This window comes from Pseudomonas sp. GL-RE-29 (assembly GCF_019947275.1).
Taxonomy (GTDB): Bacteria; Pseudomonadota; Gammaproteobacteria; order Pseudomonadales; family Pseudomonadaceae; genus Aquipseudomonas; species Aquipseudomonas fluorescens_A.
Map to the genome: position 1 here is coordinate 173163 of NZ_JAGYGD010000002.1, position 13467 is coordinate 186629.

The 13467-nt window shown below is 59.7% G+C and carries 10 protein-coding genes; 4 read left to right on the forward strand and 6 right to left on the reverse strand.

Annotation, left to right across the window (positions count from 1 at the left end):
- The first annotated feature begins 29 nt into the window (after window positions 1-29).
- The 3 genes from KGB21_RS29535 to KGB21_RS02550 all read left to right on the forward strand — a co-directional run bounded on the left by KGB21_RS29535 (window position 30) and on the right by KGB21_RS02550 (window position 1591).
- Window positions 30-794 (forward strand): methyl-accepting chemotaxis protein, encoded by a 765-nt coding sequence (locus KGB21_RS29535; protein ID WP_411741311.1) that lies wholly within the window; start codon window positions 30-32, stop codon window positions 792-794.
- Window positions 795-989: 195 nt separating this feature from the next.
- Complete coding sequence (locus KGB21_RS02545; protein ID WP_034148568.1) at window positions 990-1262, forward strand: type II toxin-antitoxin system Phd/YefM family antitoxin; 273 nt, start codon at window positions 990-992, stop codon at window positions 1260-1262.
- Window positions 1259-1591: a type II toxin-antitoxin system RelE/ParE family toxin gene (locus tag KGB21_RS02550; protein WP_034148567.1), complete on the forward strand. Its 333-nt coding sequence runs from the start codon at window positions 1259-1261 to the stop codon at window positions 1589-1591. Before KGB21_RS02545 ends, KGB21_RS02550 begins: the two co-directional genes overlap by 4 nt.
- An 8-nt stretch (window positions 1592-1599) precedes the next feature.
- On the opposite strand, the gene KGB21_RS02555 is transcribed toward KGB21_RS02550, so the two are convergent.
- The 5 genes from KGB21_RS02555 to KGB21_RS02575 form a co-directional block, all read right to left on the reverse strand.
- Window positions 1600-2202 (reverse strand): DUF924 family protein, encoded by a 603-nt coding sequence (locus KGB21_RS02555; RefSeq protein WP_223503429.1) that lies wholly within the window; start codon window positions 2200-2202, stop codon window positions 1600-1602.
- 3 nt (window positions 2203-2205) lie between these two features.
- The gene (locus KGB21_RS02560) at window positions 2206-3216 is read right to left on the reverse strand and encodes a class 1 fructose-bisphosphatase (protein WP_223503431.1); all 1011 of its coding nucleotides are present in this window, start codon (window positions 3214-3216) and stop codon (window positions 2206-2208) included.
- A 276-nt stretch (window positions 3217-3492) separates the two neighbouring features.
- Complete coding sequence (locus tag KGB21_RS02565) at window positions 3493-4863, reverse strand: DUF3999 domain-containing protein (protein ID WP_034148564.1); 1371 nt, start codon at window positions 4861-4863, stop codon at window positions 3493-3495.
- Window positions 4860-8069 carry a DUF2339 domain-containing protein gene (locus KGB21_RS02570; RefSeq protein WP_034148563.1) on the reverse strand — a complete coding sequence of 1070 codons (3210 nt, stop codon included), beginning with the start codon at window positions 8067-8069 and terminating at the stop codon, window positions 4860-4862. Before KGB21_RS02570 ends, KGB21_RS02565 begins: the two co-directional genes overlap by 4 nt.
- Before the next feature lie 149 nt (window positions 8070-8218).
- Window positions 8219-10669: a glycogen/starch/alpha-glucan phosphorylase gene (locus KGB21_RS02575; protein WP_223503434.1), complete on the reverse strand. Its 2451-nt coding sequence runs from the start codon at window positions 10667-10669 to the stop codon at window positions 8219-8221.
- A 257-nt stretch (window positions 10670-10926) separates the two neighbouring features.
- Here KGB21_RS02575 and KGB21_RS02580 point away from each other — a divergent pair, with 257 nt between their 5' ends.
- Window positions 10927-11364, forward strand: a complete 438-nt coding sequence (locus KGB21_RS02580) for a YkgJ family cysteine cluster protein (RefSeq protein ID WP_034148561.1) — start codon at window positions 10927-10929, stop codon at window positions 11362-11364.
- A gap of 186 nt (window positions 11365-11550) precedes the next feature.
- Here the strand turns inward: KGB21_RS02580 and typA are convergent, their stop codons facing one another.
- Window positions 11551-13371, reverse strand: coding sequence for a translational GTPase TypA (gene typA / locus KGB21_RS02585; protein WP_034148560.1), 1821 nt, complete (start codon window positions 13369-13371; stop codon window positions 11551-11553).
- Window positions 13372-13467 lie beyond the last annotated feature (96 nt).

Here is a 13467-nt window from a genome sequence, read left to right on the forward strand (position 1 = left end):
TGCGCGTGGTCGCGGCGTCCAACTCGTCGATGTTCAACTCCGACCAGCAAGCCTCGCGCACCAGCAGCGTCGCCGCGGCGATCAACCAGCTCGGCGCCGCCGCCCAGGAAATCGCCCAGAACGCCGCCCTCGCCTCTCAGCATTCGAGTGATGCGCGCGCCTTGGCCGAAGACGGTCAGCAGGTCGTCGACAAGACCATTTCGGCGATGCATCAGCTCTCGGCGAAGATCAGCGATTCGTGCGGCAACATCGAGACGCTCAACAGCAACACCGTCAACATCGGGCAGATTCTGGAAGTGATCACCAGCATCTCCCAGCAGACCAACCTGCTAGCCCTTAACGCCGCCATCGAAGCCGCCCGTGCCGGTGAAGCCGGACGCGGTTTTGCCGTGGTTGCCGATGAAGTGCGCAACCTCGCCCATCGCACCCAGGATTCGGCGCAGCAAGTGCAGAAGATGATCGAAGAACTGCAAGTCGGCGCCCGCGAAGCCGTGAGCACCATGACCGACAGCCAGCGCCAGAGCGAAAGCAGCGTCGGCATCGCCAACCAGGCCGGTGAACGCCTGGGCAGCGTGACCCAGCGCATCGGCGAGATCGACGGCATGAACCAGTCCGTGGCGACCGCGACAGAAGAGCAGACGGCCGTGGTGGAATCGATCAACGTCGACATCACCGAGATCAACACGCTGAACCAGGAAGGTGTGGAGAACTTGCAGTCGACCTTGCGTGCGTGTGCGGATCTTGAACAACAGGCGGCACGATTGAAGCAGTTGGTGGGTAGTTTCAGGATCTAAGGCGCTCTCACTGGTCTCATCGCTGGCAAGCCAGCTCCCACAGGGATTCTCTGCCGTAAAGATAGACTGTGATTGGCAAAAACCCGATGTGGGAGCGTGCCTGCTCGCGATGGCGGTATCACTGATCGCCCCAATCTGACACTAGACTGAATTAAGACTAAACTCGGTCTCACTCATTCTGCCGAGATCCACGCCATGAAGCTTTCATCTCAAATAAAGCCAATCAGCTATTTGAAGAGTCATACCGCCGAAATCGTCAAGACACTCACAGAAAGTCGCGAGCCTTTGGTGATTACCCAAAACGGTGAAGCAAAACTGGTCGTCATGGACGTGAAAAGTTTTGAGGAGCAAGAAGACACGATGGCTCTTTTAAAGCTTCTGGCAATGGGAAATCGTGAGATCGAGGAAGGCAAGTTTCGCGATGCCGAGGATGTTTTCGCTGACCTGGACAAGGTTGACCATCAATGAGTTTAAAGGTCGTCATTCTTCAGTCCGCCGAAACAGACTTGAAAGACCTTCGTACCTACCTCATCAAACATTTCTCAAGCCAAACCTGGCAAAGCACCTATTCCAGCCTTAAGGCCGCCATCCGCCATTTGGGCGCGCAGCCCTATTCAGGGTCGATACCGGAAGAAATCGAAAAGCTGAATCTCAGCCAGTATCGACAAGTCGTCTCTGGCATGAACAGGGTCATCTATGAGATTCGTGAACAGACAGTCTTCGTCCATATCATTGCCGATACGCGAAAAAGCCTGCCAAACCTGCTAATGAAACGGCTGCTTCAAGGCAATCCTTAAGGACGTCGTTAGAACCGCGACCCCGGCTTCGAAAGAAACGCCAATTCCTCAGCCGTACTCTCGCGCCCCAACACCGCATTCCTGTGCGGAAACCGTCCAAACTGCGCGATCACTTTCTGATGCCGCTCGGCGAAATCCAGGTAATCGGCAAATAACGCCTGATCAGCCGCCGGTTGCTGCGCCACCAATTCGATGTAACGCGAGACGCCTTCATTCTGCACCGCCAGATTTTCGCAATGCTCGAACACCAGCAAAATGAACACCTGCTGGATGGGCCGTAGCTGCCGATCGAAATCCGCAGCGATGCCTTGGGCGACCAGCGCCTGGGCCCTTGTATCACCGGAATAAGTCTTGGGAGAGTCGCGAAAGATCATTCGCGGGAGTTGATCGAGCAACAGCACCAACGCCAGCCAACCTTCGGGGCATTGCGCCCAATCGGTCAATTCGCCGGCCAGTGCCTGTTCGACCTGGCCCCCGAAACGCTCGCGCGCTTCGAGGTCCTGGCTGTCGCGCTTGCCGAACCACAACTTGCCCTTCTGCGCCGCCACTTCTTTGGCTGATTCGGAGTTTCCGAACCACCATTCGAGCAACGGCTGCCAGGGCGCGGTCATGGTTTATTCCTTGTGGTAAGCCGTCACGCGTGCAACTTCTTCTTTCGAACCGAGGAACACCGCTACGCGCTGGTGCAGGCCGTCCGGCTGGATGTCGAGGATGCGTTGGTGACCATCGGTGGATGCGCCGCCCGCTTGTTCCACCAGGAACGACATCGGGTTGGCTTCGTACATCAGGCGCAGTTTGCCCGGCTTCGACGGCTCACGGCTGTCGCGTGGGTACATGAACAGACCGCCACGGGTCAGGATGCGGTGTACGTCGGCGACCATCGCGGCAACCCAACGCATGTTGTAGTTCTTTTTCAGCGGGCCTTCATCGCCTGCCAGCAGCTCGCTGACGTAGCGTTGTACCGGCGCTTCCCAGTGACGCTGATTGGACGCGTTGATCGCAAATTCCTGGGTGGACTCAGGAATGGTGATGTTTTCGTGGGTGAGTACGAAACTGCCCATTTCACGGTCCAGGGTGAAGCCTTTCACGCCGTCGCCCAGGGTCAGGATCAGCATGGTCTGTGGACCGTAGATCGCGTAACCGGCGGCCACTTGCTGGGTGCCTGGCTGCAGGAAGGCCTTTTCATTCAAAGGTTCGTTCTGGCTCAGGTATTCGTTCGGGCAACGCAGTACTGAGAAGATCGTGCCGACCGGGGCGTTGATGTCGATGTTCGACGAACCGTCCAGCGGGTCGAATACCAGCAGGTACGCGCCTTTCGGGTATTTGCCCGGGATCTGGTAGGCGTTGTCCATTTCTTCGGACGCCATGCCGGCCAGGTGACCGCCCCATTCGTTGGCTTCGAGCAGGATCTCGTTGGAGATCACATCGAGCTTCTTCTGCACTTCGCCCTGGACGTTTTCAGTGCCCATGCTGCCCAGAACGCCGCCGAGGGCGCCTTTGGACACGGCGTGGTTGATCTCCTTGCAAGCACGCGCCACCACTTCGATCAGGAAGCGCAGATCGGCAGGAGTGTTGTTGCTGCGGGTCTGCTCAATCAAATAGCGACTCAAGGTAACGCGGGACATGGAAGGCTCCGGAGAATGGGGGGGGCTAAAAACCCGCGCAGTTTAACGCGAGTCGGGGCGTATTTCCTCCTATCAGACGTGATCGGCTGAAGAGAGTTCATGCGCGGGGTTTAGCGTAGATCGAATTGGTCTGGAAGTGAGCGTAAATGTCGCGGTCATATCAGCATTTCTATCGACTGAACGGCCGTAATCGCTGGCAAGCCAGCTCCCACAGGTACTGCGCTTTCCTTGTGGGAGCGGGCTTGCCCGCGATCTGGCGCGCAGTGCCAGCCTTTCTCAAGTGTTGGTTGGTGGTTTGCGCAGCAGACTGAACGCCATCGCCGCCAGAAACAAAACACTGAGCAACAACACCGCCCACAGGCCAAATTTCTTCCAGTCAGTACCAATCTCCACCGGTACTGTCGAAGCCGGCGGGGTCACTACCGCCCCACCTTCAATCGAAGCCCAACCCAATGTCGCCATCTTCGCCGCGCTGTAATCCGGAATCAGCGTCGCCAACGGCAGGTTCGCCGCCTTCACCGTCGAACTGCCCAGCGCCAGCGTGTAAGGCCCCGGCCCCCGCGCCAGAAACACCAATTGCGTCGCGCGCACGGCAAATTTGATCGTGGGTGCTTGCGCCCCAAGGCCACCGCCGCGCTCATCCACTGTCAGCTTCAACTGCTGCACGGTTTGTCCCGACAACTGCAATTCGTTTTGCACCACGTCCTGGCCATTCTCGGTCAGGCGATAAAGCAAACCGCTGTTCAGCGGCTGCCACGGCAGGCTGCTGTCCCGGCGACCGGCCAAGATCACGGGCGCCAGGCTGTTGGGCTGGCTCAACTCGATCTGCACCCGCTCGACGTTAAGCCCCGTCGGCAATTGCCAGGTGTATTCACCGGCCTTCACGCTACTGCCGGCCAGCGCTTGCGACCAGACCAACGGCAGCGGCAAGCTGCGGGGGCTGGCGCTTTGCAGTTGCGCCGAAGTCAGGATCGGCGCCGATTGCGGCGTTTTCCACAGCAATCGCAAATAGCGCGCCGACTGCCCCGGCAGGCCGACTTCGTGCTGCTCGACCCGTTCGTCGGCAAACGTCAGCCGCGCCACTTGCCCCTCGCCCCAGGATTGCCACTGCTGCAAATCGTCGCTGGCCTCAATGCTGAACCGCTGGAAACCGTCATGTTCGCTGGTCCAATCGAGGATCAGTTGCTGCAACGGCGCCTTGATCGCGCTGGCGTCGAGCAACCAGCCGCGCAACGCTTCTTCACCGGCTTCCAGTTGGCTGGAAGGCTGCACTTCGACCAGCGAGCCGTTGGCGTTCGATTGCACACGCACGCTCGGTGCGCGTTCGGTGGCATCCGCCGCGTTGTACAGCGGGAACCATTTGACGTCGGTCAGCGTGCGGTTGTCGTCGACCTGCGCGGTTTCCCGAGCCAATGCATAGGCCTGTGGTTCACCGGCGGCGTTGAACACCCGCACATCGCTCAGGTCGGTCTGGCGCGCATTCAGTTGCACGGTCAGGGGCAGCTCGAGGCGATACCACGGGCCGTCACCGCTGACCGACAGCGGCACTTGCGTGGCAAAGTCCGCCGGTTTCTCCTGAGCGGCCGCTGCCAGCGCCACACCCATTGCAACAATGCCCAACCAGCCAAGGTTCAGCTTCTGACTCAAGACGACACTCCTTCGGTTTCCGGCGCCGGTTTTTCCGCATCCGGCGCAGTTTCGACGCGTTTGGGTGGCAATGGCGCGAAATAGCCGACCACCAGCAGCAACACGCCAACGCCGATAAACGAGACGATCCGCGCCAACCCGCCGCGGTTACTTAATTCGACAAAGAACAGTTTGGCCACCACCACGCCGATCAACGCCGCGCCGACCAGCCAGACTTCACGGCGATGCCGCAAATGGCCGCCAATCATCAGGCTCAGGGCCATCAAGGTCCAGACAATCGACAGACCGGCCTGCACCAACATCGAGTCCAGCAACGCATCCCACTCGAACGGCACACCGCTCCAGTGATGCGCCGTGCGCATGACCACTACCGTGAAGAACGTGAACAGCGAAACGCCGGCGACCATTTGCGTGGCATAAGAGGCGTAGTCCTTGCGGATCGCCAGTTGCGGCACGGCACTGCGCGACCAGACGTAGATGCCGAACAACGCAAACAACAAACCCAACTCCAGCGGATTGATCAGCGGCACATAGGGCAGCGGCTCGGCGGCGCCGTCGCTGACGATATTGGCGAGCCAGAACCAGCCCAACATCAGCAAAGCCAAAGGCGCGGCGGCGTAAACCCGATATTCCCGGGCATAAGCCGACACCGGCCAGGGCCAGGCACGCGGGGAAGCCATCAGCACCAGATACAGGCTCGGCAGAATCGCCCAACCCAGCCAGCGCCAGGCGTTGTACTGCTCGGACATCAGCAGCAGTCCATATCGCAGCTCCAGCGCCAGCACCCCAATCAACAGCCAGCAACCAAGCACGTGCGCGGCACTCAGCGCCCACGCCGGCAGCATCGGCGCCAAGCGGCGCAGCGAGATGAAATGCACAACGAAGACCGACGTCCACACCAGCCAACCGAAGTCAGCCGCCGGGTGATAACGCGAATGCCAAGCGCCGAGCAATACCAGGCCGGCCGCCGGAATCAGCAAGGTGCAGAGCAGTCCCAGCGATGGCCATTTCAAGCGCAGGGCCAACACCGTCCACAACGCAACACTCAAGGCTGCGACGGCGAGCAAGAACGTCGCTTGCAGATTCAGCGGGGCAAAGCGCAATACCTCGGTAACCCAAGCCAGCGCCCACCAGCCTGCACCCCACACCAGCAACGCTTGAGAGAAACGCTGCAAAGCCAATCCATCGAACGCCTTGGGCGGATTGTCCAAGTGCAAGCGCCACGCCCCGAGCAACGCCGCCAGCCCCAACACCAGCGGCGTCCAGAACCCACCATGGGCCAATGGCTGCAACGCGTCGCCGGCCTGCAAAGCAAACAGATCCGAGCCTGCCATCAGGAATAAAACGCCACCGAGCAATTGCACGGCAAACGCGCTGAACAGGAACGTGCGCGATGGCAATCGCAGGCCGACAAACAACGTCGCCAACCCGGCCAACGCCCAACTGATGACCGTGCCATGGGTGAAGAAGAACAGCGGCGCCAGCAGATAGAGGAACGTCAGACCGAGACAGGCCAGCACCGGCAATCCTTTACGCTCCCAGGATTTCGTGTGCTCGGGCAACGCTTTGTGCAATTGGTAGAAACTGAACAACAAGGCGCAGCCCAGCAACAATGCGCCCAAGGGCGCGCCGCTGATCAGGCTGCTGTCTCCACTGCGCAGTTCGCTGAGGAACGCCAACGCCGAACCCAGTTGCAGCAACAAGGCAAAGGCCCGCGCCAACGGCCGCTGTTGACGCAGACCGAGCCAGAAAATCCCCGCGCCTTCCACCGCCCACGCCGCTGTCGTCCAGCGCGCATCGAGCCCCAACGGGATTGCCAGGCTGGTGAAGATCACGCCCAACGCCAGGCAGGTTTCCGTCAGCAGCAGCGCCTTTCCACCCATGAGTAGCCGAGCCAAACCCATGTAGATAATGCCCAACGCCAAGGCGCTGAACGCGGCAGCGAACTCAAGATGCTGGACCAGCGCGAACTGCAAGCCGAAGCCCACCAGCGGCGGACCGAATAGCAGTGTGCCGTCGACGTAATCACCTTTGCGTGCTGACCAGCGAAGCAGCGCCTCACGGCTGTCGTCTTCAGGCGTATCTGACAATTCCAGCAGCTTGCGCCGCGCGAATAACAAACCGATGGCCAGGTACATCAGGAAGAACAGGATCAGGAACGGCTCTGTGCTCCAGAGCAAGTCCGGCGTGTAGGAACGTATACCCCAGACAAAACCAATACCGAAGGTGCCGTTGAAGCCGATCACGTTCAGCAAACGCCAAGCCTTGAACCACGCAATGGCAAAGATCCCGGCATTGAGCAATGCGAAGTAGCTGAACAGCGCGACGTGGCTACCGGCCCCGGTGGACACCAGGAGGGGAGCGGCGAAACCCCCGAGCGCAGCGGCGGCAGCCAGTCCCAGGGAATCCTGGGTGATGGCGAGAATCGCCGAGAACACCGTCACCGCCACCAACAGGCCAAACGCCGCCGTGGGGTCGAGCAACGGATGCAGGCGCATCGCGGCAAACACGGTCAGGTACAACACGGCGATGCCGGTGCCTTGCAGGATCAAGGCGTACTGGCTGTTGCGGGCCCTCAGCCACCAGCCTAAACCGAGCAACCCCAGCGCTGCTGCCGCGACGCCGGCGTAGCGTAATTCGATCGGTATCACCACGCCCTCGGTGGCGTAGCGCAACAGGAAGGCCAGACCGAGAAACAACAGCACCACGCCGACCCGGAGCACCGTGTTGCCGCCAAACAGCCATGCGCGGGCACCGCTGATGGCGCGGTCGATGAGGTTAGGTGCGCGAGGGGTGGCGGGTTGTTGCGGTTCGCGGGCGACTGGTTTCCAGGCATCCACGGGGAGCGGGCGGCTGGCTTCGGTCGTGGTGACGGGATCAAGTTCGGGCGGCAGTTCCCAGATCAGTTGCGGCGCTTCGACAATGTCTGGGATTGAAACGGACTTGGTGACAACAGGTTCGCCGACTGCTTGCGGTGAGGTGGCACCCGACACGTCCAGCACGGCCAGCCGTTGCTCGACTGCATGCAGCGCAACCCGCGCCTGTTCCAGCAAACGGCGCTGCTCGACAGTTTGGGAATCCAGACGACCGATGCGAATGGCCTGGCCGATTCCCAAACCCAGTAGCGCGCCCAGCAGCGCATCGCCGAACGACTCGTCGAGTATCCAGCCCACAACGAGGCCAATCAGCATCAACATCCATTGCATGGTCGATATCCCTAAGCGCAATCCGGAAAGATTAGCGTAGCCAGCTCCAAAAAAGATCGCAGCCTCCGGCAGCGCCTACATTGATCCTGTAGGAGCTGCCGAAGGCTGCGATCTTTTACGGCCGCCAGTATATCGACCCGACTGAAAAGTTACCCCAACGCCTTCCAGATATCCGTAGCGTACTCGCGAATCGTCCGGTCCGATGAGAACCAGCCCATGCGTGCCGTGTTCAACACCGCTGAACGCCACCATTCGTTAGAGTCGTGCCAGTGGGCTTCGACGCGCATTTGCGCGTTCCAGTAGGAATCGAAATCGGCGCACACCAGGAAGCGATCGTAGTCCACCAGCGAATCGATGAGCCCGGCATAACGGGACGGATCATCCGGCGAGAACACCCCGCCGCGAATCGCTTGCAGTACGTCGTTGAGCCGATGGGACGCAGCAATGTCCGGCACCGCACTGAACTCATGGTTCTGCTTACGCGCTTCAACCTGCTGCGCGCTGAGGCCGAAAATGAACATGTGCTCGGCGCCGATGCGCTCGCACATTTCCACGTTCGCGCCGTCCAGCGTGCCGATTGTCAACGCGCCGTTGAGTCCGAACTTCATGTTGCTGGTGCCCGAAGCTTCGAACCCTGCGGTGGAAATCTGCTCGGACAAGTCCGCCGCCGGAATAATACTTTCCGCTAGGCTGACGTTGTAGTTGGGCAGGAACACCACTTTCAACAATCCGCGCACGGTCGGGTCGTTGTTCACCACCCGGGCGATGTCGTTGGTCAATTTGATGATCAGCTTGGCCTGGTGATAGCTCGCGGCAGCCTTGCCAGCGAAGATTTTCACTCGCGGCACCCAGTCGATTTCCGGCTCGGCGCGAATTGCCTGGTACAGCGCCACGGTGTGCATGAGGTTGAGCAGTTGTCGTTTGTACTCGTGGATCCGCTTGACCTGCACGTCGAACATCGCCGCCGGGTTGACCGCCACCCCGAGTCGTTCGTGAATGATGTACGCCAGGGCTTTTTTGCTGTGCAGGCGCTGCTCGGCGAAGGCTTTGCGGAATGCGGTCTTCTCGGCGAACGGCTCAAGATCCAGCAGACGCGCTTCCGGGTTATCCAGCAGGTCCGGGCCGAGGGCGTCGACCAGCATCGAGGTCAGTTCCGAGTTGGCCTGATACAACCAGCGGCGGAAGGTGATTCCGTTGGTCTTGTTGTTGATCCGCTCTGGATAGAGTTTGTGCAGTTCAGAGAACACGGTTTTGCGCATCAGCTGCGTGTGTAACCCGGACACGCCATTGACGCTGTGGGAACCGAGAAACGCCAGGTTGCCCATGCGCACACGGCGGCCGTTGTCTTCTTCGATCAGCGACACCGCGCGCAGCACGTCGAAGTCATGGATGCCTTTGGCGCGCAGCGAGTCGATGTGCTGGGCGTTGATCAGATAAATGATCTGCATGTGCCGCGGCAACATGCGCTCCATCAAACCGACCGGCCAGGTTTCCAGTGCTTCCGGCAACAGCGTGTGGTTGGTGTAGGACAGCGTGTCGACCGTGACCTGCCACGCGGCGTCCCACGCCACGTCATAGACGTCGACCAATTGCCGCATCAGCTCGGCCACGGCAATCGACGGGTGAGTGTCGTTGAGCTGGATCGCCGCGTGATCGCCCAGCGTCAGTACCGAGGTGTGCATGTTGCGATGGCGGCGCAGCAAATCCTGCAGGGACGCGGCGACGAAGAAATATTCCTGGCGCAGACGCAATTCCTGACCGGCCTCTGTGCTGTCCGCCGGGTACAGCACGCGGGAGATACTTTCGGCCCGCGCTACTTCGGCAACCGCGCCCAAGTGGTCGCCGGCGTTGAAGCGCTCGAGGTGCAAATCTTCCATCGCCCGCGCACGCCACAAACGCAGCGTGTTCACACTCGCGCCGCGCCAACCGACCACCGGCGTGTCATAGGCAATGGCCCGCACGGTTTCCGCCGGATGCCAGACTTGCTTGGACTTGCCGCTTTCATCGGTCACGGTTTCGACGCTGCCGCCGAAGCCGATCGGGTAAACCACTTCCGGCCGCTCGAATTCCCAGGGGTTGCCGAAATCCAGCCAGTGCTCGGTCTGTTCCTGCTGCCAACCGTCGACGATGGCCTGGCGGAACAAGCCGTGTTCGTAACGAATGCCGTAACCGTGTCCGGCGATGCCGAGAGTCGACATGCTTTCCATGAAGCACGCCGCCAGACGACCGAGGCCGCCGTTGCCCAACGCCGCATCGGGCTCCAGCAGGCGGATGCGTTCCAGGTCCACGCCGAGTTCGGTCAGGGCCTCGCGTGCCACATCAAGCAAGCCTAGGTTGCTCAAGCTGTCGTAGAGCAGCCGGCCGATGAGGAATTCCAGGGAGAGGTAATAAACGCGCTTCTGGCCTTTGCGATAGATCTGCCGCGTGTGGTCCATCCAGTGCTCGACCATGTGATCGCGCGCTGCCAGCGCAATGGCTTCGAACCAGTCGTGGTCGAAGGCGTGATCCGGGTCTTTGCCCACCGCGTAGGTGAGTTTGGTCAAGACGGCGTCGCGGAATGCGGCCACCTCTGCTTCGCGAACAAGTGGTTCTTGAGTCATCGATAAGACCTCGAGCGAGCTTTGAGTTGTCTGAGCCTAGACGGTCTGACAGGCGGTAGAGGCTCCGGTTCGGCAGTTTTTCCCGTTAGTGCGAATTGGGTCGGCAATCCATTGTCGTGTACTTGAATCAATGCAGGTGCCGTGCCGGATTAGCGGTGGTGTTGAGCGGTGACGAAAAAAATCTGGCGAAAGGTTGTTCAAAAATCCACCAGTCCCGGTATGATCGCGCGCCCTGATGCACACGCTGGTAACAACCGATGATGAAGCCGAACCTGATCGCCGCTGCGGAGATCGACCGCCTCGATACCTGGGCCAAGTACTCCGCCCCGATGTGCGGCTCCTGCATGTCCAGCTGCTGCACGCTGCCGGTCGAGGTCAAGATCAAGGATCTGATCCGCATCGGTGTGGTCGATGAGTTCGAGATGGGTGATCCGCCGAAGAACATCGCCAAGCGCCTGCAAAAGGAAGGCCTGGTCGAGCGCTTTAACCAGAAGTCGGGAATCTTCACTCTCCAGCGCATGAGCAACAACGATTGCCTGTACCTGGATCGTAAGAGCCGTCTGTGCACTATTTATGAAAAGCGCCCGGATACTTGCCGCAACCACCCGAAAATCGGCCCGCGGCCGGGGTATTGCGCGTACAAGCCGAAAGAAGTTGTGCGCGAACAGTATTCGCGGAGTATCGAGCGGTTCTGACCGGTTACATCCGTGGCGAGGGAGCTCGCTCCCGCTGGGTTGCGCAGCGACCCCAAAATTTTACGACTGCTGCGCAGCCGAGCGGGAGCAAGCTCCCTCGCCACAAAGGCTCGGCGTAAATCGCAGACAAACAAAAACGCCCCCGGTCTCTCGACCGGGGGCGTTTTCGTTAAGCCAGGCTAAATGTTACGCCTTGGCTTTCTTGGCAGCGCGGGTACGCTCGCTTTCGTCCAGGATCTTCTTGCGAAGACGGATGGACTTAGGAGTGACTTCACACAGCTCGTCGTCCTGGATGAATTCCAGAGCCTGTTCCAGGGTGAAGCGAACAGGTGGAACCAGAGCGATGGTTTCGTCTTTACCCGACGCACGCATGTTGTCGAGCTTCTTGCCCTTGGTAGGGTTAACGCCCAGGTCGTTGTCACGGCTGTTCAGACCAACGATCTGACCGTTGTAGATTTCCTGACCGTGCTCTACGAACAGCTTGCCACGTGCCTGCAGGGTTTCCAGGGAGTAGGTCAGCGCCTTGCCGGTTTCAACCGAAACCAGAACGCCGTTCTGACGGCCGGACATGTCGCCCGACTTCATCACGTCGTAACGGTCGAAGATCGAGGTCAGGATGCCAGCACCGTTGGTCAGGGTCAGGAACTGGTTACGGAAACCGATCAGACCACGAGCAGGGATGTTGTATTCCAGACGTACACGGCCTTTGCCATCCGGCACCATGTTGGTCAGGTCGCCTTTACGCAGGCCCATCTCTTCCATCACCTTGCCTTGGGATTCTTCCGGCAGGTCGATGGTGACGTTTTCGAACGGTTCGTGCTTCACGCCGTCAACCAGACGGATGATCACTTCCGGACGGCCTACAGCCATTTCGAAGCCTTCGCGACGCATGGTTTCGATCAGTACCGAGAGGTGCAGTTCGCCACGGCCGGAAACCTTGAACTTGTCAGCCGAGTCGCCTTCTTCAACGCGCAGTGCAACGTTGTACAGCAGCTCTTTGTCCAGACGTTCCTTGATGTTACGGGAAGTCACGAACTTGCCTTCTTTACCGCAGAATGGCGAGTCGTTTACCTGGAAGGTCATGGAAACGGTTGGCTCGTCGACGGTCAACGGCTTCATCGCTTCAACGGTGTCCGGGTGGCACAGGGTGTCGGAGATGAACAGCGAGTCCATACCGCTGATGCACACGATGTCGCCTGCAGCAGCTTCGTCAACGTCTACACGGTGCAGACCGTGGTGACCCATCAGCTTCAGGATACGACCGTTACGCTTCTTGCCGTCGGCGCCGATAGCGACAACCGGGGAGTTCGGCTTGATGCGACCACGAGCGATACGGCCAACACCGATAACACCCAGGAAGCTGTTGTAGTCCAGTGCGGAGATCTGCATCTGGAACGGACCGTCACGGTCAACAGCCGGCGCGGGTACGTTGTCGACGATCGACTGGTACAGCGGGGTCATGTCTTCAGCCATTTCGTTGTGGTCCAGACCGGCAATACCGTTCAGGGCCGAGGCGTAGACGACTTTGAAGTCCAGCTGTTCTTCGGTGGCACCCAGGTTGTCGAACAGGTCGAAGATCTGGTCCAGAACCCAGTCCGGACGCGCGCCTGGACGGTCAACCTTGTTGATGCACACGATCGGACGCAGGCCGGCTTCGAAAGCCTTCTTGGTCACGAAACGGGTTTGCGGCATAGGGCCGTCTTGAGCGTCAACCAGCAGCAGAACGGAGTCAACCATCGACATTACGCGTTCAACTTCGCCGCCGAAGTCGGCGTGGCCCGGGGTGTCCACGATGTTGATGTGGTAGCCGTTCCAGTTGATGGCGGTGTTTTTCGCCAGAATGGTAATACCGCGCTCTTTTTCCTGGTCGTTGGAGTCCATCACGCGCTCGTCGTTGAGCTCGTTGCGCTCCAGGGTGCCGGATTGACGCAGGAGTTTGTCTACCAGGGTGGTTTTACCATGGTCAACGTGAGCAATGATGGCGATGTTGCGTAGATTTTCGATCACTTGTGTATCTCGATCAGAGGATTCGGTGTGCTGACAAGTCTTGGCAGCGATTAACAGTAGCGTCCGTAAAAGCCGTTACAGCTTGACGGTGGCATC